Source organism: Bacillus sp. GW823-FHT06B01, from assembly GCF_058952315.1.
In genome coordinates this window covers 65,105-88,911 of sequence record NZ_JBXAHR010000002.1, presented here as the reverse complement: position 1 = coordinate 88,911, position 23,807 = coordinate 65,105, and the positions used below count along the sequence as shown (strand labels likewise).

Sequence of the window (23,807 nt, the reverse complement as noted above, 5' to 3'; positions counted from 1 at the left end):
AAATAAGATATTTTCAGATAACCGACATAATTCTTTCAAAATATACACACACCTTTGTAACAAGTCCCTCCTATTTAAAACGTATTTTCACTATAAACTGATTGTAGATAATGTAAAAAAGGAGTGAATATTCATTATGTCCGACGTTCTGTTACTGAGTCGTTTTCAATTTGCAATTACTATTTTTTATCACTTTTTATTTGTACCTTTGACAATCGGACTTGTTATTTTAGTAGCATGTATGGAAACTCAATACGCCCGCACATTGAATCCAACATACCGTAAAATGGCAAATTTCTGGGGTAAATTATTTACAATTAACTTCGTAATGGGGATTATAACTGGGATTACGATGGAATTCCAATTTGGAACAAACTGGTCTGAGTACTCCAAATATATGGGAGATATTTTCGGATCACCTCTCGCAATCGAAGCACTCGTTGCCTTCTTCTTAGAATCTACTTTCATGGGAATATGGTTATTCGGTAAAGACAAAATTTCACCAAAGTTCCGTGCCTTCTGTATGTGGATGGTTGCACTTGGAACAAATATTTCCGCCCTTTGGATTATTACAGCAAACGGTTTTATGCAAAACCCTGTTGGCTACGTCGTACGTAACGGCCGCGCTGAACTAAATGATTTCTGGGCACTTGTGACAAATCCATATGCGTGGAACATGTTCTTCCATACTGTAATTGGTTGTTATATTGTTGGTGCTTTCTTCGTTATGGCAATTAGTGCTTATCATTTATTACGTAAAAATGAAGTGGAGTTCTTCAAAAAATCATTTAAGTTTGGCTTAATGTTAGGTTTATTCGCTGCAACTGTTACACCGTTTATGGGGCATCAGTCTGGTGTATCAGCAGCTAAATATCAACCAGCAAAAGGTGCTGCGATGGAAGCTGTTTGGGAAACTGGAAAAGGACAAGGCTTCTCGATTGTTCAAATTCCTGATGTAAAAAACGAAAAGAACTTTGAATTCCTTACTATTCCGAAACTAGGGAGTTTCTTTTATACAAACTCATTTAATGGCGAAATTGTTGGTTTAAAAGATATCCCGAAAGATGAACGTCCAAATGTTAACCTCGTGTACTATAGCTTCCGCTTAATGGTTGCACTTGGTATGTTCTTTATGGCATTAACTTGGTATGGCTTCTATTTAAACCGAAAAGGAAAACTAGAAAACTCAAAACGTTATTTAAAAATTACAATATGGTCTGTCTTACTACCATATATCGCAATTAACGCTGGTTGGATTGTTGCCGAAGTAGGTCGCCAACCATGGACAGTTTATAAACTAATGCGTACAGCAGAATCTGTATCACCTATATCTGTTCCACAAATTTGGTTCTCATTAATTAGTTTAATCTTGTTCTACACATTACTTTTAATCGCAGATGTATACTTAATGCTAAAGTTCGCGAAAAAAGGACCAGCAGCATTAGAAGAACCTGCTACTGAGGGAGGTGCAGCTCATGTCTCATGATATGCTTGCAATCATCTGGTTTGGTTTATGGGGCGTGATTTGGACAGTTTACTTCATTCTTGATGGGTATGCACTTGGTAACGGAATGATTTTTCCTTTCGTTGCGAAAGACCGACAAGAACGAAATCAATTACAAGAAGCAATCGGCCCATTCTGGGGTGGTAATGAAGTATGGTTAATTACAGCTGGTGGCGCAACATTTGCTGCCTTCCCAGTCACATATGCAAATATGTTTAGTTACCTATATACACCACTATTTTTAGTATTACTCGCACTGTTTGCTCGTGCTGCCGGACTTGAATTTATGCATAAAGACGATTCACCAATTTGGCAAAAAACTTGTAAATGGGCATTTACAATTGGTAGTTTCCTAATCGCCTTCTTATTCGGTGTTACGTTCGCTAACCTTTATTACGGACTACAAATCGGAAAAAATGGCTATGAAGGAAATTTACTAAGCTTACTAAATCATTATGGTATTTTAGGTGGTCTGTTCTTCACTGCTATATTCGTCGTATCTGGCGCCCTTTGGGTTATGATTAAAACGACTGGTGAAGTATCTGATCGTGCTTATAAAATTGCAAGACCATTTTCAATGGCTGCTGCTATCATTTTAGCTATCTTCTATGTAGCAACTGCAAATCGTACAAATTTATTCCAAAACTTCACAGAATATCCTGTACTATTCATTCTGCCAGTACTTGCCATGTTAATGAGTGTACTCGCACTTATTATGGTGTACAAACATAAAATCGGTCTTGCATTCACATTCGTTTGCTTAACAATCGCAATGTTTATGACAACTGGCTTTGCAGGCATGTTCCCAAGAATGTTACCGTCACGTATTAACGATGCTTATAGTACAACGTTATACAACGCAGCTGGTAGTCAATTAAACTTAAAAATTATGTTCTTCGTTGCAATGGTTATGGTACCAATTGTTATTGGATATCAACTTTGGAGCTACAGTATCTTTAAAAATAAAATTCATAAAGACTCTGCTAAAGGGTATCACTAAAATAAAAAAAGACACTTCGTTTGAAGTGCCTTTTTTGTACGTATGATTTTCGATAAGATGTTATATTTCTAATCTAACAACTATAATAAAGAAGAATCATTAACAGCTCACAGCTAAAGTGTAACACACAACAAACATGTTACTTTATGCAATTTTGCATATAAAAATTATAACGTGGATTGAATGACTTGATCATACACATCGCTATCCATTACATCTGCTGTACTAATACCACTAAATGTTTGTACTTTTTTTCCTGTATTCGATGATCCTGATCCATTATAAGCTTTCGTTTTTTCAATCGGCTGCACGTTATATTTATCTCCTAAATTAATCGTTCCATTGCAGTTTTCAATAATAACCCCTTCCACAACTGACGGCATTTTGTCACCTACTTTCATTTCCTTACTTTTAGTTTATGAGAATCGCCTAAAAAAATAGCATGTTTCCATAAGAAAAAGCACTCAGGGTGAGTGCTTTTTTATTTACCGCTCTTCTCTCTCTCTCAAGCAATTCTATCGCCATCACGATCTAAATGCTTACCATAGTACGGACTATCTCTTGTAATATCATAAAATCCAGCATCGTTTGCTTCTTTACAATTAGCACAGCGCTTTGGCTCTTGATTTACTCCTGGTCTTTCCTCATATGGTAATGTCGCATTATATAAGAACTGTACATATTGTTCACGGGTCACATTCATCTTAGGTGAAAACATATTATCGCCTGTTCCCGCGGAAATTTTATTAGATTGCACAGCGCTAATCGCTTTATTCGACCATGATTTTCTATCTACATCTACAAATGCATGCTCTGATTTTGCCACTAATTTATATGCATTTGTTAATACTTGAGCCATTTCTTCACGAGTCAAAGAAGCTTTTGGTCTAAAGTTTCCTTTTTCATCCCCTGCAAAAATCCCCATTTCTATTAATGCTAAAATTTCCTTTTTAAAATTTGTTGAATGATCATTAATATCATTATACGGATTATTGTAATTCTCTTTCGATTCCGGCTTTAGCTGAAGATACATAAGTCTAGCAACTTGCTCACGAGTCACATCATCACCAAACCCAAAAATTCCATTTCCGTACCCACTAACAATATTTTTACTTGTTAAATCTAAAATTGCTTTATAAGACCAATGATTGTTAGGAACATCTTTAAAATCTGCGCTTGCTTGCGCTGTTCCAATTGAAGTAAATGCTGTAGTTGCAACAATTGCACCTGTTAAAATTAATTTTTTAAATCCCATACTTAAGTCTCCTTCTCTTTACTACAATAACCGTATAACAATATAATAAATTAATTAAATATATTTTTGTCACATTATGTCGAACACAAAAAAGAATCCAATTGGATTCTTTTTTGCTAAGCATGAATGGCAATTTTGGAGACAGTTGACTTCTTCAAAAATTTATTAGGGGTAATATTTTGAAAAAGAAAGCCTTTCATATGTAGGTTAACACCACTGGAATATATAGTAAATTGATAATGTTTATACGGAAGATTGCTAATGTTTAGTATAGATACTTTCCACTATATCAACAGTGAAAAGTATCTACATGAAACAATAAAAAGGTGCCTTCAAAGAGGGCACCTTTCATAAACAGACGCTATAAAACAGAATTATTTATTGTTATACGATTGTTAGATACAAAAAGTAGAGGGAAATGTTTGTAAGAAATTCTGCTTTATATAGTCTGCCTATCACTTATATTTTAATCCTCTTCACTTGAAAATAAATATAATATGCATAATTACATGAAAAAAAGAAAAGACACTCCATAGAGTGCCTTTTCAACCATTTTACTTTTAATATATCGCCTTACATACATTTTAACATATGTATCCATACATTTTATTGAGAAAATTCAAAATCCTTTTTCTTTCATTTTCACTTATAAAATCATGTAATATAAAAGGTATGTCAAATTCTTATACAAGTCGAGGTGTACTATATTTATGCTGTATTTCGGAATTATTCCTCTTATATTGTTTATTATTTTTCTTATCTCCTATTTAAAAGATCCACGAAAAATAATAAACGGCTTTTTATTTAATACCTTTATCTGTTTTTTCCTTCTTTTTTGTGTAATTATATCTGTGAATTCAAGTAGTGATGTCTTACGCTATATTATAATTTTACCCATTTTAGCACTTCTCATTATGCTTCCTTTCGGTATTATTGCCTTAATGTTTGGGTTATTTCTTAATGCTAGAATTTTAATGAAGCGAGAAGGACGACGTTTCACTAACTGTTTAACACTCCTTGCTGCTTTAGGGATATTATTCTTTATGTTACTTCCTATCATAAATCCAGCAAGTTTGGTCTCATCACATTTAGAGCCTATTTTTGCAGGTATTTCCCTTATAACCGTATATTTCTTTATACACTTATCTAACTTTTTAAGTGCTTATTTTCTATACCAATTCAACAGACCAAGACGTAATCAAGATTTCATCATCGTTCTTGGTAGTGGCTTAATTAATGATAAAGTACCACCTTTACTTGCAAGTCGTATTAATAAAGCAATCGACTTTTACTGGAAACAAGCCGCTGTGAATACACCACCAACAATCATTTTCTCTGGTGGACAAGGTCCAGATGAAGGTCTTCCAGAAGCGGAAGCGATGCAAAAGTACGCTGTTGAAAAAGGTATTCCGCTTGAACATACAGTGCAAGAAAATCGCTCTGTAAACACATATCAAAATATGTCGTTCTCTAAAGAAATTATGGAGTCTTTAAAACCTGAAGGTAAGTATAGAAGTATTTTTACAACGAATAATTTCCATCTTTTCCGCGCTGGTATATATGCAAGACAAGCGGGGCTTAATAGCCAAGGAATCGGATCAAAAACTGCATTTTATTACTGGCCTAATGCAATGATTCGTGAGTATGTCGCAATCGTTGTGATGGGACGTAAACGTCATATGAAAGTTTGCGGAGCTATTTTAGGATTTTCTTTATTCCTATCCGTGCTTAGTTTTATCATTTCTTAATAACCTCCCATCCTTTGAAAGGATGGGATTTCTTATACTCATTTCAAAAATATTTTAAAGATAATATGGTGATAATATTCCCTGCATACATCCATTAAAGGAGAAATTTTTCAAATTAAATGTTAAAATGAAATTTAGGTGTGAATTACGTAACAAATAAGAAACTAGTTTGAAACGAGGAAATTACATGGAGAAAATTATCAAAAACAAGCCCAATAAGCTAAAAATCGCTTCAAAAGCTTTGATGATTATTATTGGGGCATTTATCACAGCATACGGATTAGAAGCGGTATTAATTCCAAATAACGTATCAGACGGTGGTGTGACTGGTTTAAGTATCGTTAGTTCAAGATTATTTGGATTGCCATTAGGAGCTCTAATCGCAGTTATTAACATTCCTTTCGTTTGGTTAGGATATAAACAAATAGGTAAAAGCTTTGCAATTTATTCTATTATCGGGATTGCTTCATTAGCAATAGGTACCGTTGTTATGCACGGAATACCTACTATTATTGAAGGCGATACACTACTCGTTACAGTTGTTGGTGGTATTATTATCGGTTTCGGTATGGGACTAGCATTACGTAACGGCGGCGCATTAGATGGAATCGATATGCTAGCTGTATTACTTTCTCGTAAGTTACCTTTTGGAACAAGTGACCTTATTTTATTCTTAAACATGTTCGTATTTATTTTCGTATCAACAGTATTCGGTCTTCAAGGAGCTATCCTTTCGGCAATTGCTTACTTTATCGCTTCTAAAGTGATTCATATCGTTGAAGTTGGTTTAAGTGGTTCGAAAACATTTAAAATCATTACGAAAGAACCTGAATTAATGGTAGAAACAATTCGCGATCGTTTAGGCCGAAGCGCAACATACAATGAAGTCTATGGTGGTTATTCAAGAGAGAAATTCAAAGAAATTTCTTGTGTAATTAACCGTTTAGAAGAAAGTAAAATGAAAGACTTGATTAATGAAATCGATCCAAATGCCTTTATTACAGTTTATGACGTAGCAGAAGTAAAAGGCGGTAACTTTAAGAAACGTGATATTCATTAATCATTATGAATAAAGAGGGTGTGCCAACAATTTGGCACACCCTCTTCTTATTATTAAGTTGCGGTCGATATATTCTAATAATCGCTGATATAATTTTACTCTCCCCATCTTCTTCCTCTCTTAATCCATGCTACATATTTTTGAAAGGCAGGCACTTCATGTTGAAAGCGCAGCGGAACATATAGAAAAAGAGTACATGTACATAGTATCCATAGAATACCTACTACAAAGTGAAATTTCATCGTTGTGCTAATAAGCAAACTGAGGAATAAGACGAGGAACATAATCAAACTAAACCTTTTATATATAGTCATACTAATCTCCCCCTTATAACTTAATTGCACCAGCTAAAAGGAATTAATTCCCATAATAAAAAGACCGAAAAGCACATGCTACTTTCCGGTCTCTATAACTATCTTCTCTTCGTAATTTTTCCTGAACCACCGACCCTCGTTTTCGGAGGAGATGTATTCCTTGGCGGCGTTTTAATAGATGATTTCGGCTTCACATCTGATCCGCTCGAGCCACCTGGTGTTTTTGTAATTTTTCCTTTGCTTCCAGTAGAAGGCGGAGGCGTACTACTTCCTTTTTTCGTAATACTTCCTGTATCTCCTACGGAAGGTTTCGAATCTACATTATCGCCTCGCTTAATGATAGATCCTTCCCCTTCCTTCGTAATTGGAGGCGGGGTTTTCTTTTCTTCTTTCGTAGGCGGTCTCTCTGGAATAACCGGTTTATGATTTTGTCTGTCATTATATCCGCGATAATCACCGTATGATGATTTTCGTGAACCGAATATATCGTTTAAAATACTTCCCATAATATATCCTTGCAGGAAGGATGGTTGATAATTTTGACGGACAAATTCTTTATTACTTATTTCAATTAACGTATCAGAAGGTTTCTCTTTATCCTTTTGCAGGTTATAAATCTTATCAGAATAAACGAGGAACATTTGATTTTCGTCTTCTTTAGATGCTTGCTTCGGTTCTCTTTCATTAATGAGTTCCTTTGCGACTTCAGGAACTGACCGATTGGCGGCCCTATACACGTAAGATTCTTGTTTACCTTCTTTTGCGACAGATTCTAGTGGATAACGGTCTTGAATCGACTTTGTCTGTCCGCCTTGACAACCTGATAAGGCATATCCAGCAACAACAAGTAATAGAACGATAGCAAGTATAGGGATTACGAACGATTTAATCATGGTAAACAATCGGTTTGACATGATTACGCCCCCTTACGTTGCTCTTATAATTTGTACATCAGCAGGAATAATTGCTTCTCCCTCATACATCATTGTGCGACCATTTTGCCATTCAATACGTAATAATTTTCGATTATCTGATTGGAATTCCCATACGTGCTGTTCTTCTGAAGCAGAGAATGGTGTTTTTCCCATCACAACAACACGTCCGTTATATTGCTCTTCCATATGGTACTCCGTATCATCCATTTCAATTGTTGTCGGAATTTCATCAATCGAATCTAAACGACCATCAATTGGTGTATATAATTTGTAATACGTATTTTCACGGTCTTCAATTTTTAAATAACGAATATCTTTCCCGTCTTGCAGTGTTAAAACAATTTCTTTACGAGAATGCATACTCGTTTTTCCAGTTAATTCGTACATGACTAATGAAACTTCAATCATATCGCCAGGAGCTAACGTTAACAAACTCTTCTCCGGTTTCGGCGGTTCTGGGCTCTTCATTATATTTTTAATTCGTTTAAATAAACTCATGATTTACCCCTCCTTCTCTCTTTATAAACAAGCACCTAAAATAAGTGCACCAACTATATGTAATGATCCGGCCAACATCGCATGCGCAACACTGCCTTCTTTCGTACCTTCTTCTAAATCTAAACCGGACATTTTCTTTAACACAAATTCGATAAACATTTCTACCACTAATAAAATAACGAAAGAAACTGCTGATGCAAGTAGTGCTTGCCATAAGTCGTTTGCTTTCGTTATGGATTGAGATAAAATGTACCCTTGCGCGAATAATTTCATAACGAAACGAGTTGTTACAGCTGTATTCCCATTCTTTATCTCTTTTAAATCATTGTATTTAGTAAAAATTGAATCAACCCACATAATTGCAAATAAAAGTACTGCACTTGCTCCAGTCCATACAAGCATGGCTAACACATTTGTCCATGTCATTGCAAAACCTCCTCTAAAAAGTAATAGAAAACCGACATGAATTCTCTTCAGACATGTCGGTTTCTTTGTCTATTCTATATTATTTCTCATACTGCTTCATAATACGAGCTAATTCATCGTCAACAGCAGAATTTTTATTTAAGCTTGCGAATTCATCATCTAATGACTTTTCTTTTTTATAAACTTCGCCACTTGCTTCTGCTTCAGCCTCTAATTGAAGAGCTTTCTCTTCCATACGGCTTAAGCCAGCTTTTGCTGAGTTTGAATCAAATCCAGACATCGCCTGATTAATATTCTTTTGTGCTTTCGCCGCATTTACACGTGCTACAAGTGTTTCACGTTTATTTTTCAGCTCTGTTAATTGCTTACGCATTTCTTCTAGCTTCAGGCGAAGATTATCAGCAGCAGCTTTATTTTGCTCATAGCTTGCTTTATATTCATTCATCTTTTGCTCTGCATTTTGTTTTTCTTCAAGAGCACGACGCGCAAGGTCAAGATTGCTTGCTTGAACAGCCATATGAGCTTGCTCTTCACGTTTTTTCACAAGTGCTTCTTGCTCTTCAAATAATATTTTGAATTTCTTCTCAAGTGCAATTTGAGCTGCTACACTTTTCTCAGCTTCTTGTACATCCGCTTGCATATCGCGTAAATATTGATCCGTCATCTTAACTGGATCTTCCGCTTTTTCAATTAATGAATATACATTCGACATTGTTAAATCTCGTAATCGTTTAAATACAGACATTCTAATTCCTCCTATGACTTACCTCATATTTCAAATTCACTACTTGGAAAACTGAAAAATCTCCCTTAACAGTAAAGAATATTCATTTTTACAGCCTACGTGTTTATTATAACAAAACTAATATGTCCTTACATGTTATTTCCAAAATACAGCCAATATAATATGACATTCTTGATACAATATTGTATTTCTAATATATCCTCATTATTTCTCTTTAAAATTAACTTACTTTTGTGCACTTTCACTAAATTACATAAGTGTAATGTTACTGTAAGCTAACTCGATAGTTACGTTGCAATATTTCTTATACACTAATACTAGAAGCAACAAACAAGCTTCTCATCATTTCGGAACTAATACAAAAATGTATTGACTATAAAACATATAAAAGGAGAAATCATCATGAAAAAATTAGTAGGAATCGGATTAGCGGCAGCAATTTCACTTGGAGCATTATCAGGTTGTTCTTTATTAGGAGAGAAAGCAAACGGTTTTGTACTGTACGGATCAGAAGAACAAGTTCAACAAATTACAGATAAAAACAAAAAAGAAGTGAAAGAAAAAGACTTCTATAAAATGAAAATGACTACATTAGAAGGTAAAAAAGTTCTTGTTATGGATAAGAAAACTGGTGAAGAACTGGTGAAGAAAGAGTTACTTAGCAAAGTTGATGAAAAAGACGACACGAAACCACTTGATAAATTGCCAGCTATAACAGCAGAGCAAGGTGTATTATTTGCTAAAGAAAAAGTAGAAAATGCTACACTTGATGGTGCAAAATTAAAATACGAAGGCAATACAATTATCGGAAGTGGCCGTGCATATACAGATATGTATGCAATTGTTGATGACGCAACTTACAGCAATATAAAAGGTGATGAAAAATCTGTTGGGGTATTAAAATTCGATAAAGACCCAAGTAAAGAATTCCCTGGCTACAACGGCGTAGAAGCTTCTCAACTTGTAAAAATTAAAAAGTAAAACAAAAAAGCTTTGCGAATTCGCAAAGCTTTTTTCTATTTATGAGCAACTTGCTCCATATCCGGACTACAAGTTTGCGACTGACATGACTTATTTAAAGAACATGCTGCGCATTTTCCCTTTTTACTTCTCTTTACAAAATTCACTAACGTATATGCTGCATAACCAAAAATGATAGCTCCAATTATAATATTGACCATCACCCTAATACATCTCCTTCTAGAATCCGAGTAAGGATCCAACTTGGTATATAATAAGCGTTAATACATAAGCAACAACGAGTGGATATACGACAGAGAAAATCGTCCACTTCGCTGATCCTGTTTCACGTTTAATAACGGCTACTGTCGCTAAACACGGAACATATAATAAAATAAAGAACATAAATGCATATGCTGATAGCGCCGTATAATGCGCTCCCATTACATTTCCTAGCACATCTTCTTTCACCGCATAAATAATTGCCATTGTAGAAACGACAACTTCTTTTGCTAAAAATCCTGTTAAAAGGGATGCCGCAGCTTGCCACGTTCCAAATCCAAGTGGTGCAAATAGTGGTGCGATAAATCCACCAATCATCGCTAAGTAACTGTCTCCCATGTCAACACCAAATCCTGATGGACCTGCGTAGTTTAATAACCAAATGACAACAGAACCACCGAAGATAAATGTACCTGCTTTACGAACAAATCCTTTCCCTTTCTCCCACGTACTTAACCATAACGTTTTCGCTTGTGGTACACGGTAAGGAGGTAGTTCAATAACGAAAATAGATTTTTCCGCTTTTAAAATGGTAAGAGACATAATTTTTGTAACTAATAACGCAAGAACAATACCTGCAACATATAAAGAAAACACAACAGTTGCCTGACTTTGAGGGAAGAATACTCCCGCAAATAATGCATATACAGGTAAACGTGCCGAACAAGACATAAACGGTGTTACAAGAACTGTAAGTAAACGTTCTTTTTCTTGTTCAATCGTTCTCGCTGCCATAATACCTGGAACATTACATCCAAAACCGATAATCATCGGAATGAACGCTTTTCCGTTTAAACCGAAGAACTCCATAATTCTATCCATAACAACTGCAATTCGCGCCATATACCCTGAATCTTCTAATAATGAAATGAAAAAGAATAGTGCAAAGATTTGTGGAACGAATACTAATACAGCACCAACACCGGCAATAATACCTTCTGTAACGAGTGCTTGAATAAAATGAGAAGCTCCAATACTTGTAAGTCCAGCCGTCACCCAATCCGTAAGCTGGCCACCAAAAAACTCATCTAACATATCGGATAAAGGTGTACCAATCCACGTAAACGTAACCTGAAAAATAAAAAACATAACTGCTAAAAAGATTGGAAGTCCTAAAATTTTATGTGTAATTAATCTATCAATTTTTTCCGAAAAAGGAATTTTTCCTTCTTTCTCATGCCGCATAACATTTGTTTTTAACTTTTCAATATACGCTTCACGAGTTTTGTAAATGTGCTCCTCCAACGTACAATCAAGTTTTCCTTCTAAGCGAGATCGAATGGCTGCAAGTTCCTTATAAATTGGTAATGCTTTCATTTCTTTTTCTACTACTTCGTTATTACTTAAAAATTGAAGAGCTAACCATCTTGGATGCTTGTAATTCGCTTTCTCTAAAAGAGAAATTACCTGTCCAATTCCTTCATCCATCTGTACACCATATGAAATTACGAATGGCTTTTTCTCGTTTTTTTCATTTTCTTTAAGAGTCGCAAGTAGTTCTTCACAACCTTTTCCGCTTCTTGCAACGACAGGAACGACTGTTACACCTAATAACTCTGATAATCGTTTTACATTAATTACAATGCCTCGTTGCTTTGCCACATCGACCATATTTAATCCGATTGAAACCGGCTTTCCAAACTCAAGTAATTGCAACGTTAAATGCATATTTCTCTCGAATTGCGAAGAATCCACTATATTTAACATATGATGAAATTCGTCTGTTAGTAGAAAATTTGTAACGACACCTTCATCACGCGAAACTGGATTCAAATCATAAACACCTGGTAAATCAATTAATGTCCCTTGCTTATCTTTTAATTTACCAACCTTCTTTTCTACTGTTACACCGCTCCAGTTTCCTACGTATTCATAAGAACCAGTAAGTGCATTAAATAATGATGTCTTCCCTGTATTCGGATTCCCTAGCAAAGCTACCTTATTCACGCTAATTCCACCTTTATCATTTTCGCGTCACAATGACGAATACTAATTAACTGTCCACGACACTCCAATGTACAAGGACCTTTGAACATCGCTTTCTGCTTCATGCGAAGTTCGCTTCCTTCAGAAAGACCGAAAGCAGCCAATCTTCTCTTTAGTAAATGATCTAAAGACTGAACGCTTTTTACTAACACTTTCTCACCGATTTTAATATCTACTAAGCTCATAACCTTCCCCCTCAGAAGAGAATGATAATTATTTTCAAAAAAATTATAGCACACTCTATTTCTCTTGTACTATACCCTTTTGCTTCATATTTATTAATATTTCGCTACAATTCTATTTCAATCATTGTCATACTGTATTCGTTTGCCATTCTCATCCATTTCGCTTACAATAAACAATAGCAAATAAAGAATCTCGTTATCACTGGGGGAGCCATGCCGCTGAGAGGGAACACTTCGTTCCGACCCTTCGAACCTGTTAGTTAATGCTAACGCAGGGATTGTGCAAACGTCCGAAATACATACCTCTTTTTTATTTACGTATTTCGTATCCTCCTATGATATCTATTCTTTTTTGTACAACTTGGATTTAGGGGGAGACAACATGCGTAACACCAATTTACAAGCGATGATCGAATCTGCAATTCTTGCAGCCTTCGCCCTGGTCATCGACATTTTACCACTTTCAATCAAAATATCAGCAACAGGTGGTTCCATCTCATTCGCTATGATTCCTATTTTTATTATCGCATATCGCTGGGGCTTCAAAATGGCTTTCTTAGGAGGCTTAATTTGGGGATTATTACAAATTGTCGTAGGCGATGCCATTATCGTCACACCAATTCAAGTACTAATTGAATACTTCGTTGCTTTCGCATTCATTGGATTTGCTGGTTTATTCTATCGACCAATTCAAAAAGCACTTTTAACATCCAATGTAAATAGCTTAGAACAATCCAATTTAAGTAGCCGTAAAGACAAACCTTCACAAAAACAAAACGAAGGAAAGAAAGTTATTGGTTACATTATTGTTGCTACATTTGTTGGTAGCTTTGCTCGCTACTTCTGTCACTTTATTGCCGGTATTATTTTCTGGGGACAATATGCACCGAAAGGCCAATCAGCAGTTCTATATTCTTTAATATTTAACGGTAGCACAATGATTGGTTCCTATATTCTATGTACCGTTTTACTTATCTTTTTATTTATCACTTCACCACGTTTATTCAAAAGCATCAATGCTTATCAAATAAATTCAAACAAAAAGAGCGCTTCATAAGCGCTCTTTTTTCATATCGTAATATCAATTAAAAATACAATAAATGCACAAAAGAAAATAAATACCATTATACTTAGCCACTTGCTATGCACGGTTCATCGACTCCTTACATAACCTCATTTTCTAACCAGATTATATCGCTTAAAAATAAAGATTAGGTAAAGATAATATGAAAATAAATTAAAAAAGCGTAGCATGTACCATCTACGCTTTTTTTGGTAAGTAGAAGTAAAATAATACACCGTCTTCTGTATTCTTCACCCCATATTCAGCATCGTGTAGTTCTAAAATATTTTTAGAAATAGCTAGCCCAAGACCCGTTCCACCTTGTGAACGCTGACGAGCTGCATCCACACGATAAAAACGATCCCAAATTTTATCTAATTGTTCTTCTTCAATGTGAGTACCTTTATTTTCAATACACACTTTTATACGATCCTGCTCATCTATTGTGGAAATAATAATATCCTCTTTATTTGGTGTATAACGTATGGCATTCGTAATGAAGTTCACGATTACTTGTTCAATCCGACTTTGATTTGCCATCACTTCAACTGAACATATATTTTTATGCACACGAAGTTCTTTTTTCTCTATCTCCACAGAAAGGTATTCACATATATCTTCAATTACTGAATCAATATAAAATAAATCCTTTTTCATTTTATATGTACCTGACTCAAATTTAGCTAACTCAAGCATATCCAAAATTAAAGTATCCATTTTATCTACTTCTCGTTCCATCGCCTGAAAATAGTACTCTTTTTTATGTTCAGCTACTCCATCTTTTAAAATAGAAATACAACTTTTCATAATACTCAGCGGTGTTTTCAATTCATGCGACACACCAGAAATAAATTCTTTCCGCGTATTTTCTAACTTTCTTTCCTTTTCAATATCTTGTTCTAGCTGTCCAATATGCGAATGAAGTTTATTAGATAGTACATTAATATTATTCGATAAATCACCAATTTCATCTTTTGAAGTAATCGGAATTTTTTCGGTGAAATCTAAATGCGCTATTTTCTTCGTGGTATCATTTATTTTTAATAACGGCTTTGCAATTTGTTTTGAATAATAAAACGAAGCTAGAAAAATGAGAACGACTACAAATGCAATGATGTAAATGTAGTAATCTTGCACCATTTGTACTGCTTCATCTACAGGCTGTAAAGAAGCCATTGCATATATATATGCTACTGATCCGTCTTTTTCTTTTATTGGCTTAATTAATAATTTATATTTTATATCATTCTTTTCATAATCCATTGTTTGTGTTGTATATCGTATTTTATTGCTTTCTTTTAATAATAAATCAGTTTGAAAAACCTTAATATTATCTAAAAATATGCTATTTTTATAAATTGGATTCACAGGACCGTTTACATCTGGTAACTGTACTTTTGTAACACGTCCTCCTATGTAAAAATCTGGTTCTTGGGCAACTTGCTCCTGAACGGCCGGCCTCTTCTCCTTAACAACTTGTTCCCCGACTGCTTTCTTTTTCTCCTCATATAATTTACTCATTTTCTCATTAAATGCTTTTTCTAACGGTTTATTAGATCCGCTTAAATTCTGCTTAGATAAAGAAAAAGAGAATGGAATAAAACTATCTTCTTTTCTCACTCCAGAAAAATAAATTTCTTGTCCTAAAAACTGCTCTGATGATTTATTATCAATCTCCTCTATATTGACGAGATTACCTAAGGGAATCTTGAATATTTGTTGTCCAAAGCTCTTTTGTTGCATACGATTTATTGTTACTTCAAAATAAAAATCATCCGCATGTTTTAAATTCCCATTCTGATCTAACGTTGTAATCCACGTATTATTTTCTCTTAAAAAATCTTGCTCCAGCTTCTGAATTCCTTCTGCACTTCCTGCATAATTCAAATAATTCTTCTCAAAAGAATTTAAATTCACTTTAATATCTTCTACTTTTCGATTCGCATAATATTGTTTAAAAAATATCGTTTGTCCAATAAATATCGTCGCTAAAATTAACATGCATAATGCTGTTGTGAGGGTAAATAATTTTAGTACAATCCCTTTTCTCATACATTTCCCTCAAATTTATAACCTGTTCGTACTACAGTTGTAATGCACTTTGCTTTCTCTCCTAATTTATTTCTTAAATTACGAATATGACTATTAACCGTTCGATCATCACCAGCAAATTCATATCCCCAAATTCTTGAAATTAATTGTTCCCTTGTTAGTACAATTCCTTGGTTTTTCATGAAATACACTAATATTTCAAACTCCGTATGCGTTAAACTAACATCTGCCTCATCAACAGTAACAGTACGTGACGGAAAATGGACGTGGATGCCATGAATCGATAAAGTATCATCTTCGTTCTCTAAAGGTTTCTTCGATGCTTTTCTACTTTCTAATAATCGGTTCGCTCTTGCTAATAAAATTGGTGGGCTATACGGCTTCGTCACATAGTCATCCGCCCCAAGTTCAAATCCAAGTAACGTATCATCTTCATCTACACGTGCCGTCAGCATAATAATAGGAACCTCAGATGTTTTACGAATTCTTCGGCAAACAGACCATCCATCAAGTTCTGGCAACATAATATCTAAAATAACTAAATCAACCTCTTCTTCCTCAAATACAACTAAAGCTTCTTTCCCATCTCTTGCTTCAAACACTACATATTGCTCGCTCAAAAAATAATCTTTTAAAATTTCACGCAAAATATCTTCATCTTCCACAATTAAAATGTTTTTTGACATAACTTGTGTATCCCCCTTCCGTTTTCAGAAACTATCACTTCATTTTGAATAACTAGCTGTTAACTTCGCCTCGATAATATATCTATCTGGTGCATCCCCTATATAATCAAATGGATAGCAAGTCGTCAGTGTTAATATCGGTTCTTCTTTTTTTATAATAACAGTGCGATCATCCGCATGGGTAATCCACGTCTTTTGAATTTCATATGTGTACGTTTTATTATCATACTCTAAAACAAGAGTGTCTTTTTCTTTTAACTCTCCTAAATCTGTAAAGACAGTATCCCGGTGCCCACTTAGTACAGTATGGCCCCCTCCAGATGGCGTTGTCGTTACATCACTAACGAACATTCCAACCCCTTTTTTCAGCGTTGCATCATCCGCTCCCCAATATACAGAAAACTTCTTCTTTATTTTCGGTATATTTAACATCGCTACCTTTTCTCCTTCTTTATGCTCTGTTTGAGAAGAAGGCACTTGAGAAGTTACGGGGGTTTCATGTAAAAGTTGATCATGTTGTATATTGTTAAGACTCTTTATTTCTTCCTTCGTTAGTTGCTGAGCAGAGCTTTTTCCTTTATACCATTCCATAGCATAATATGATCCCATAAATAGTCCTATAGCCATCAATATGATACCGATATAATTGAGTAACTTCATGTTTCATCCCTCCATGCCAAAAATGGTAGGAATAACCTACCATTTTTAATATATGAAATTATTCCATTCTTTATAGGACAATATTTTATTTACGCCTTAACTTTATTGCGACGTTTCAAGCCAAATAATGTCCCTATCCCTACAAGACACGCGCTTAGTGCCATCATTGCTACATTATTAGATGCTGTGTTTGGTAATTTTTCACCTTGTACAGCTGGCTTCGCTACTTCTTTTTTTACCGCACCATTTTTTTGTTGTACTTGTGCTGCTTCTTTTTTTGCCATATCATTTTTCAACTGTTCTTGTGCTATTCTCTTTTTCTCTTCTTCACTTTTTTGCTGTTCCTTAATCAATGCTTCTTTTTTCGCCTTATCGTTTTTCAACTGCTCTTGCGCTATTCTCTTTTTCTCTTCTTCACTTTTTTGCTGTTCTTTAATCACTGCTTCTTTTTTCGCTTTATCTTGCTGCAGTTGCGCCTGTTCTTCCTTTGTTACTGTTCCAGTATCCGCACTCGCTACTGAAGAATATCCTACTGTTAAAAGTGCCATTGCACAAATTGGTAATAGTCTCTTTTTCATCTTCATTCTCTCCTTATATTTTATTCACATCAACTCGCATCGGATGTATCACTAGAATAAACAAGAGATATAAATATAAGATGCAGATGAAATATATTTCATTTAAAGATTTCATTGTAGAAAAATAAAAAAACATCGCAATATATGCGATGTTTTTTCGGGTGTGTGTCTCAATATTTACATGTTACTTTCGCGTGATTTAGAAGTAGAACGGGCCGGAGCGATAACTAATTGTCTCGGCTCAGTTTTCTTTAAGTGATTTTTGACGTTACACTTACGACGTTGAACAACCCACGCTTTAATAGGGTTTGTCAAAATAATCTTTTGCTCTTCGTTAGGGGTCTCTTCTTCCAACCTACAACTTTCGCTCCATTTATTCCATTTCATTGTAAATTTAGAAGAAGAATGATCGTCTTCTCGATCAAACAAGTGCAAAAAATCCATTTCGCCAGCTAGCATTACGGTGTTGCTAGTTGCTAAAAAAGAAAAGGTCGTCCAACGTTTCTCCATGCCCTCCTACTCCTTTTTCACATATAGAGTGCCTAAAACTTAATTTACCTAAAATATGCTTGCCTTTTACCTTACACTTATAGTTTATCCAAAACACTACTATGCAACTATCGATTTGCCTTACAACTACCTTACATTTTTGTAAGAAACAAAAAACCTTCACTCTCTATACGTGAAGGTTTCTCATTTCTTATCTATATGATCTTTCATATGATCCACTCCAGCTTCTTGTAGCTGTGACATCATACCGTGGGAAATTGCGCCTAATACTAAAGTCATTCCAATTAGTGAAATTCGAATCGCTGGTACATCAATTATGTAAGCCAAACTACCAAGAACAATTGTTAAAAGTAATGCTTTTATAAATGTTGCACTTGTATAATCTTTCTTTCTCATCATAATCACCCTTTTTGGAAGCGTTTTCTTGATATGATCAGTATATCATATCATCTGACTATTTTGTGGGGATTTCTGTAAAAAACTTATATCTTCTTTGACTTTTCCCCTTCTTTCCTTTACAGTCGAAATGTTCACAAGTTTTACACTGTAGGAGGACTCCAATGAATCTTGAAATAAAAGATACTTTAATTTCTGAAGAACAATTACAAGAAAAAGTAAAAGAACTAGCACTTCAAATCGAACGTGACTTTGAAGGAGAAGAAATCGTAGTAATCGCTGTATTAAAAGGATCTTTCGTATTCGCTGCCGATTTAATTCGTCACATTAAAAACGATGTAACAATCGACTTTATTTCTGCATCTAGCTACGGAAATCAAACAGAAACAACTGGAAAAGTAAAACTGTTAAAAGATATCGATGTAAACATTACTGGAAAAAACGTAATTGTCGTAGAAGATATTATCGATTCTGGTTTAACACTTCACTTCTTAAAAGATCACTTCTTTATGCATAAACCGAAAGCATTGAAATTCTGTACGTTACTTGATAAACCTGAGCGTCGTAAAGTGGACTTAAAAGCTGAATATGTTGGCTTCCAAATTCCAGACGAATTTATCGTTGGCTACGGTATCGACTGCGCAGAAAAATATCGTAACTTACCATTTATCGCTTCAGTTGTAACGGAATAATATAATAAAATAAACTTCCACCATCAATTACTGGTGGAAGTTTATTTTCTATCACGATTCGTAAAAGACAAAGGGAGAGAATAAAAATGACAAAGACAAAATTTAAAAAAGTACTCCTCATCGTAAATCCGAAAGCTGGTCAAGGTGACTTACATACAAATTTAACGAAAATCGTACCACCTCTTGCCGCAGCTTTTCCTGATCTACATATCCTTCATACGAAAAAACAAGGTGATGCAACAAAATATTGCCAAGAGTTTGCTAGTAAAGTAGATTTAATTATCGTCTTTGGTGGTGACGGCACTGTATTTGAATGCACAAATGGCTTAGCACCTCTTGAAACTAGACCTACACTTGCAATCATTCCAGGCGGAACTTGCAATGACTTCTCTCGTACTCTAGGCGTTCCGCAAAACATCGCAGAAGCAGCAAAACTTATTACACAAGGACATGTAAAACCAGTTGACGTCGCAAAAGCAAATGACCTACACTTCTTAAACTTCTGGGGCATTGGACTTGTCTCTGAAGTATCAAACAATATCGATGCGGAAGAGAAAGCAAAGCTTGGGAAAATTGGTTACTATTTAAGCACCATTCGAACTGTCAAAAATGCTGAAACATTCCCCGTAAAAATTACGTACGATGGACAAGTATATGAAGACGAAGCCGTCCTTGTTATGGTTGGAAACGGTGAATATCTTGGCGGTATCCCGTCCTTTATTCCAAACGTAAAGTGCGACGACGGAACACTTGATATTTTCGTCGTAAAATCAACAGGTATTCAAGCGTTTAAAGATTATATCGGGAAGAAACTATTTGAAGATTCAAATGAAAATGACATCTTCCATGTAAAAGCGAAATCTATTCATATTGAAACAGAAGAAGAAAAAGAAGTAGATACAGATGGAGAAAGCTCGCTTCATACACCTTGTCATATTGAACTATTACAAGGACACTTTACGATGATTTATAATCCTGCGGTTGTGTAATACAAAAAGACGAGCTGATATGTTAGCTCGTCTTTTTCCTTAGAAAGGTTTTAGTCTACTCTTTCATTTTTAATATGAGTTTTCGTAATCAAACTCCACCCAATTTTTCCAGTACGTATTAGAATCCTTATTCACAATAATACTTGGATCTTTCTTCTCTATAGCAGCCGCTACTGATTGGAAGAATTCAATTTCAGTAGAGTATAACATAGACATATTTGTTTGCGACATTCTAATAATATTGCTAAAAAAATAGCAAACTTTCCTGTTTGCATGCCATAGTTCTTTTTAGATACAATGAAGGAAAGAAGTACCTTCATATAAGGGAGAGGACAAACTTTGTTCAACCAACAGTTAGTGAATTTACGCATTGATTTTGCATTTAAACAATTGTTTGGTACGAATGGTAGTGAAGATATTCTAATTTCATTTTTAAATGCTATGTTACAGGAGTCTTTAGAGTCACCCATTGCTTCTCTACAACTAGAAGATCCACATTTACACAGGGAATATGAAGAGGATAAGTTATCTATTTTAGACATTTCAGCGACATTAGACACAGGAACAAAAGTCAATGTAGAAATACAACTCAATAATAATCACGATATGGTTAAACGCAGTTTATATTATTGGGGAAGACTATACACATCTCAACTACAAAAAGGGATGCCCTACAGTGCACTTCACAAAACCATCACCATAAACTTACTAAACTTCGTAATGTTTTCGGAACACCCAGCCTTCCATACAACGAGCATATTATGGAATACACAACAACAAAAACTCCTGAGTGACGACATAGAAATCCACATTATAGAAATTCCAAAGTTAACTGAACAATGGCATGAAGAAAAAGTAAATCCGTGGAAAGATCCATTTGTTCGTTGGCTCTTATTGCTTTCAGCCAATGAGGATGAGCACTTAACTAAACTATTGGAGGATATTGCTATGAACCAAGACCCTATTTTACAAAAAGCGATAAATAAATGGGAACGTATGAGTCAAGATTCTTCTTTCCGACAAGCCTATGACGCAAGGGAGAAAGTTTTAATGGATGAAGCAGCAAAATTCGCCCATGCAGAGACAGAAGGAATAAAAAGAGGAATGGAACAAGGGATGAAACAAGGCATTGAACGGGGCATTGAACAGGGCATTGAAAAAGGTCGAAAAGAAGGAGTCCAACAGGGGAAAATTCAAATGATTAAAAATATGTATGATCTTGGTATACCGCTTGAAACGATTGCTAAGGCAAGTAAATTAAGTTTGCATGAGATTGAGCATATTTTAGAACATAAATAGTGATAAAAAAAGAGCTTGAATGGTTTCAAGCTCTTTTTTATTAACTTTCCCCAATATCATCTGCTAACAGGATATGCTTGTACCATACTCTTTGTAGCATATTTACTTCCGATGCATCTGAACCTGCGCCAACTCTTCATTAATTAAACTTCAATCATAAATCTCCACCAAGGCGGTAATCCTAAGCTGGCATAATCGCTTTTTTGCTATACTTTAACAATTACTAACCTTCGCATTTTTTCAAAAAATAAAGTATAATGAACTAATATAAAAAAGGTTGTTAACAAAATCGTTAACAACCTTTTTTGTTTTTCTGAAAAACTTTTCAATTTAAGGGAGCGATCACATGTATTGGAGAAAAAATGATAAACCTGTAGTAGAACCAGAAGCAATTGCTGTATGGGAATGCCTAGAAGAAAACTGCCGTGGATGGATGCGTAAAAACTTTGCATTAGAAGCAGAACCGAAATGTCCGTTATGTAAAAGCGATATGGAAAGCAGCGAACGCTTATTACAAAAGATATAATAAATTCCCTTCTTCACCTTCTATAAACTGAAACATAGAGGATTCTCTTTCTCCTTATTTACAATGTGCATCGAAAGCAAATAAACTATACAAAAAGTTTTGCGTATCCTCGCAAAGCTTTTTCAATATCTCAAACTCATTCCAACTATCATTCTTTACTAAAAAATAAATTACATTTTGAATAAAAAGGAGCAGAATTCCCATTTCGAGTTCTCTCATTCCCCTTAAGACAATATACATAAAAACCTTTTTTCTCTGTACCTCTACTATCAAAGAAATTACTACTTTCATCCCGGTCATAATTCCTATCAAAATGATGCTAAGAATCAATAACATAGCGTATCCTCTCTTACAAAAGTAAAATATCGGAAAATCTTACATCATATTTTATACGCCTATATTCATTAGATCAATTCGCTACGATCATTTCTATATGGTTTCAAAACACTCTAATATAACCTTTTACTAGATTTATATCTAGGATTACATACTACACCTCTTTCGGAAGGACAATTTTTTATAGGCTCATACAAAATTTTATGCTTGAATCTTACGACGAGTAAATCCAAATACAGATCCTAACGCTACAAGACATGCACTTAGCATCATCATTGTTACGCTATTTGATGCTGTATTTGGTAGTTTTTCTCCTTAAGAATATTAAAAAGCCCCAAACTATAATAGTTTGAGACCCTTGAATTCTATATTCTATTTTTGAGTAAGAAACAAACTTTTATTTTTGATTTTTTCCTTTTGTACTTAATAAATAAGATTAAATGATATAGGAATAAAGTATTTACTTCTCATCTTTAATTTTAATTTTCGCTTGTTTATAAAAATCTAATTTCTCTTTGTTATATTCTTTTGTATATCCATTAAATTTCTCTTTTTCTCGTTGAATGTCCTCATTCATTTGATTTACACCTTTAATCTTTTCACTAATCTTTTTTAAGTTCGTTTCTTTTTCGCCTAAACTTTTATATACTTCTCTTTCAAATCCCATTAATTTTTGATACGAATCATTTATCTTATTAAAAGATGCATAGCGCTTTTTATAAATATCCTGTATGTTTTTTGCTTGTTTTTGAAGAGCAGCATCTTCCATTTTATCTATAGTTTTATGAACTGATTTTATTTCTTCCTGTGCTTTTTCAAAAGCTTCTTTTTCTTTGTTCCATACTTTTTCACGTTCGTCCATGCTTTTTGTAGCATGCTCTATCTTCGGCATAATTGCTTGATTACTATCTTTACCATCATTTATAATTTGATTGTATAACTCTTGACCTTGTTTTTCTAAACCCTCTAGTTTTTTCGCATCTTCAGAAACCGCCTTTTCTTGCTTCGTTGCATTTTCAAATGCGACGTACAATTCTGCTTCTGGCTTTGCGCCAAAACACCCTGTCAATAAGCTTATAGATATAATTCCGGTAATCGTTAACGCTTTATAAGTCAATGTCA

Annotated in this window: 28 protein-coding genes, 2 pseudogenes and 1 riboswitch; of the genes and pseudogenes, 10 read left to right on the top strand and 20 right to left on the bottom strand. The window is 34.6% G+C overall.

Translation table 11 applies throughout. From position 1 onward, the window contains the following. The first annotated feature begins 136 nt into the window (after window positions 1–136). Together cydA and cydB are read left to right on the top strand one after the other, a co-directional pair. Window positions 137–1,486 carry a cytochrome ubiquinol oxidase subunit I gene (gene cydA / locus AC1Q8N_RS07350; protein ID WP_048541033.1) on the top strand — a complete coding sequence of 450 codons (1,350 nt, stop codon included), beginning with the start codon at window positions 137–139 and terminating at the stop codon, window positions 1,484–1,486. Further along, complete coding sequence (cydB, locus tag AC1Q8N_RS07345; protein ID WP_000017650.1) at window positions 1,476–2,504, top strand: cytochrome d ubiquinol oxidase subunit II; 1,029 nt, start codon at window positions 1,476–1,478, stop codon at window positions 2,502–2,504. The genes cydA and cydB overlap by 11 nt, the downstream gene beginning before the upstream one ends. A gap of 167 nt (window positions 2,505–2,671) precedes the next feature. Here cydB and AC1Q8N_RS07340 read toward each other — a convergent pair whose 3' ends face one another. Then, a complete protein-coding gene (locus AC1Q8N_RS07340) occupies window positions 2,672–2,905 on the bottom strand; it encodes a spore germination protein (RefSeq protein ID WP_098076023.1) in 234 nt (77 codons plus the stop codon). A 104-nt stretch (window positions 2,906–3,009) separates the two neighbouring features. Continuing rightward, window positions 3,010–3,759, bottom strand: coding sequence for an S-layer homology domain-containing protein (locus tag AC1Q8N_RS07335; protein ID WP_493521148.1), 750 nt, complete (start codon window positions 3,757–3,759; stop codon window positions 3,010–3,012). 710 nt (window positions 3,760–4,469) lie between these two features. On the opposite strand from AC1Q8N_RS07335, the gene AC1Q8N_RS07330 reads away from it, so the two are divergent. Further along, window positions 4,470–5,507 (top strand): YdcF family protein, encoded by a 1,038-nt coding sequence (locus tag AC1Q8N_RS07330; protein ID WP_098642335.1) that lies wholly within the window; start codon window positions 4,470–4,472, stop codon window positions 5,505–5,507. A 187-nt stretch (window positions 5,508–5,694) separates the two neighbouring features. Next, window positions 5,695–6,567 carry a YitT family protein gene (locus AC1Q8N_RS07325; RefSeq protein WP_000411242.1) on the top strand — a complete coding sequence of 291 codons (873 nt, stop codon included), beginning with the start codon at window positions 5,695–5,697 and terminating at the stop codon, window positions 6,565–6,567. Window positions 6,568–6,662: 95 nt separating this feature from the next. Here the strand turns inward: AC1Q8N_RS07325 and AC1Q8N_RS07320 are convergent, their stop codons facing one another. The 5 genes from AC1Q8N_RS07320 to AC1Q8N_RS07300 all read right to left on the bottom strand — a co-directional run bounded on the left by AC1Q8N_RS07320 (window position 6,663) and on the right by AC1Q8N_RS07300 (window position 9,485). After that, a complete protein-coding gene (locus AC1Q8N_RS07320; RefSeq protein WP_087984897.1) occupies window positions 6,663–6,881 on the bottom strand; it encodes a hypothetical protein in 219 nt (72 codons plus the stop codon). Window positions 6,882–6,979: 98 nt separating this feature from the next. Beyond that, a complete protein-coding gene (locus tag AC1Q8N_RS07315; RefSeq protein ID WP_493521147.1) occupies window positions 6,980–7,795 on the bottom strand; it encodes a DUF4247 domain-containing protein in 816 nt (271 codons plus the stop codon). 12 nt (window positions 7,796–7,807) lie between these two features. Continuing rightward, a complete protein-coding gene (locus tag AC1Q8N_RS07310) occupies window positions 7,808–8,314 on the bottom strand; it encodes a DUF4178 domain-containing protein (protein ID WP_000051749.1) in 507 nt (168 codons plus the stop codon). Between the two features lie 21 nt (window positions 8,315–8,335). Continuing rightward, window positions 8,336–8,740 carry a DUF350 domain-containing protein gene (locus tag AC1Q8N_RS07305; protein ID WP_000220323.1) on the bottom strand — a complete coding sequence of 135 codons (405 nt, stop codon included), beginning with the start codon at window positions 8,738–8,740 and terminating at the stop codon, window positions 8,336–8,338. A gap of 79 nt (window positions 8,741–8,819) precedes the next feature. Beyond that, window positions 8,820–9,485, bottom strand: coding sequence for a PspA/IM30 family protein (locus AC1Q8N_RS07300; protein ID WP_000110287.1), 666 nt, complete (start codon window positions 9,483–9,485; stop codon window positions 8,820–8,822). A gap of 402 nt (window positions 9,486–9,887) precedes the next feature. Here AC1Q8N_RS07300 and AC1Q8N_RS07295 point away from each other — a divergent pair, with 402 nt between their 5' ends. Next, a complete protein-coding gene (locus AC1Q8N_RS07295) occupies window positions 9,888–10,466 on the top strand; it encodes a lipoprotein BA_5634 family protein (RefSeq protein ID WP_098076029.1) in 579 nt (192 codons plus the stop codon). A gap of 35 nt (window positions 10,467–10,501) precedes the next feature. Here the strand turns inward: AC1Q8N_RS07295 and AC1Q8N_RS07290 are convergent, their stop codons facing one another. The 3 genes from AC1Q8N_RS07290 to AC1Q8N_RS07280 are packed head-to-tail and all read right to left on the bottom strand — an operon-like array spanning window position 10,502 to window position 12,898. Next, complete coding sequence (locus AC1Q8N_RS07290; RefSeq protein ID WP_000989599.1) at window positions 10,502–10,669, bottom strand: FeoB-associated Cys-rich membrane protein; 168 nt, start codon at window positions 10,667–10,669, stop codon at window positions 10,502–10,504. A gap of 16 nt (window positions 10,670–10,685) precedes the next feature. Next, complete coding sequence (gene feoB, locus AC1Q8N_RS07285) at window positions 10,686–12,674, bottom strand: ferrous iron transport protein B (RefSeq protein ID WP_098847787.1); 1,989 nt, start codon at window positions 12,672–12,674, stop codon at window positions 10,686–10,688. Further along, window positions 12,671–12,898 (bottom strand): FeoA family protein, encoded by a 228-nt coding sequence (locus AC1Q8N_RS07280; protein WP_000060518.1) that lies wholly within the window; start codon window positions 12,896–12,898, stop codon window positions 12,671–12,673. The genes feoB and AC1Q8N_RS07280 overlap by 4 nt, the downstream gene beginning before the upstream one ends. 194 nt (window positions 12,899–13,092) lie before the next feature. Then, window positions 13,093–13,194, top strand: a riboswitch (TPP riboswitch). Window positions 13,195–13,280: 86 nt separating this feature from the next. Here AC1Q8N_RS07280 and AC1Q8N_RS07275 point away from each other — a divergent pair. Beyond that, entirely contained in the window at window positions 13,281–13,955 is a 675-nt protein-coding gene (locus AC1Q8N_RS07275) for an energy-coupled thiamine transporter ThiT (RefSeq protein ID WP_098076031.1), read from the top strand. 204 nt (window positions 13,956–14,159) lie between these two features. On the opposite strand, the gene AC1Q8N_RS07270 is transcribed toward AC1Q8N_RS07275, so the two are convergent. The 6 genes from AC1Q8N_RS07270 to AC1Q8N_RS07245 all read right to left on the bottom strand — a co-directional run bounded on the left by AC1Q8N_RS07270 (window position 14,160) and on the right by AC1Q8N_RS07245 (window position 18,846). Further along, window positions 14,160–16,013 carry a sensor histidine kinase gene (locus AC1Q8N_RS07270; protein WP_098076033.1) on the bottom strand — a complete coding sequence of 618 codons (1,854 nt, stop codon included), beginning with the start codon at window positions 16,011–16,013 and terminating at the stop codon, window positions 14,160–14,162. Continuing rightward, window positions 16,010–16,699: a response regulator transcription factor gene (locus AC1Q8N_RS07265; protein ID WP_000041861.1), complete on the bottom strand. Its 690-nt coding sequence runs from the start codon at window positions 16,697–16,699 to the stop codon at window positions 16,010–16,012. The genes AC1Q8N_RS07270 and AC1Q8N_RS07265 overlap by 4 nt, the downstream gene beginning before the upstream one ends. Window positions 16,700–16,738: 39 nt before the next feature. Next, window positions 16,739–17,359: a class D sortase, LPxTATN-specific gene (gene srtD, locus AC1Q8N_RS07260; RefSeq protein WP_098076035.1), complete on the bottom strand. Its 621-nt coding sequence runs from the start codon at window positions 17,357–17,359 to the stop codon at window positions 16,739–16,741. Window positions 17,360–17,448: 89 nt separating this feature from the next. Next, window positions 17,449–17,937 carry an LPXTG cell wall anchor domain-containing protein gene (locus tag AC1Q8N_RS07255; protein ID WP_048541079.1) on the bottom strand — a complete coding sequence of 163 codons (489 nt, stop codon included), beginning with the start codon at window positions 17,935–17,937 and terminating at the stop codon, window positions 17,449–17,451. A gap of 177 nt (window positions 17,938–18,114) precedes the next feature. Further along, window positions 18,115–18,447 carry a hypothetical protein gene (locus AC1Q8N_RS07250; protein ID WP_048551170.1) on the bottom strand — a complete coding sequence of 111 codons (333 nt, stop codon included), beginning with the start codon at window positions 18,445–18,447 and terminating at the stop codon, window positions 18,115–18,117. Between the two features lie 183 nt (window positions 18,448–18,630). Beyond that, a complete protein-coding gene (locus AC1Q8N_RS07245; protein ID WP_098076037.1) occupies window positions 18,631–18,846 on the bottom strand; it encodes a hypothetical protein in 216 nt (71 codons plus the stop codon). Between the two features lie 161 nt (window positions 18,847–19,007). Here AC1Q8N_RS07245 and hpt point away from each other — a divergent pair, with 161 nt between their 5' ends. Both hpt and AC1Q8N_RS07235 read left to right on the top strand, forming a co-directional pair. Next, window positions 19,008–19,535 (top strand): hypoxanthine phosphoribosyltransferase, encoded by a 528-nt coding sequence (gene hpt / locus AC1Q8N_RS07240; RefSeq protein WP_001047287.1) that lies wholly within the window; start codon window positions 19,008–19,010, stop codon window positions 19,533–19,535. A gap of 86 nt (window positions 19,536–19,621) precedes the next feature. Further along, window positions 19,622–20,524, top strand: coding sequence for a diacylglycerol/lipid kinase family protein (locus tag AC1Q8N_RS07235; RefSeq protein ID WP_426934128.1), 903 nt, complete (start codon window positions 19,622–19,624; stop codon window positions 20,522–20,524). A gap of 69 nt (window positions 20,525–20,593) precedes the next feature. Here AC1Q8N_RS07235 and AC1Q8N_RS07230 read toward each other — a convergent pair whose 3' ends face one another. After that, the gene (locus tag AC1Q8N_RS07230) at window positions 20,594–20,740 is read right to left on the bottom strand and encodes a DUF7003 family protein (protein WP_176520785.1); all 147 of its coding nucleotides are present in this window, start codon (window positions 20,738–20,740) and stop codon (window positions 20,594–20,596) included. A gap of 123 nt (window positions 20,741–20,863) precedes the next feature. On the opposite strand from AC1Q8N_RS07230, the gene AC1Q8N_RS07225 reads away from it, so the two are divergent. After that, a complete protein-coding gene (locus AC1Q8N_RS07225) occupies window positions 20,864–21,823 on the top strand; it encodes an Rpn family recombination-promoting nuclease/putative transposase (protein ID WP_098076039.1) in 960 nt (319 codons plus the stop codon). Between the two features lie 346 nt (window positions 21,824–22,169). Continuing rightward, a complete protein-coding gene (locus tag AC1Q8N_RS07220) occupies window positions 22,170–22,349 on the top strand; it encodes a cold-inducible protein YdjO-related protein (RefSeq protein ID WP_048541090.1) in 180 nt (59 codons plus the stop codon). Between the two features lie 148 nt (window positions 22,350–22,497). On the opposite strand, the pseudogene AC1Q8N_RS07215 reads toward AC1Q8N_RS07220, so the two are convergent. From AC1Q8N_RS07215 to AC1Q8N_RS07205, 3 genes and pseudogenes are all read right to left on the bottom strand, one after another. Continuing rightward, window positions 22,498–22,685, bottom strand: a pseudogene (locus tag AC1Q8N_RS07215) (hypothetical protein). Between the two features lie 201 nt (window positions 22,686–22,886). Then, window positions 22,887–23,000 (bottom strand): annotated as a pseudogene (locus AC1Q8N_RS07210) (LPXTG cell wall anchor domain-containing protein); the annotation flags it as partial. Between the two features lie 145 nt (window positions 23,001–23,145). Then, on the bottom strand, window positions 23,146–23,802 hold the full coding sequence (locus tag AC1Q8N_RS07205; protein WP_098076041.1) for a YkyA family protein: 657 nt from the start codon (window positions 23,800–23,802) through the stop codon (window positions 23,146–23,148). Window positions 23,803–23,807 lie beyond the last annotated feature (5 nt).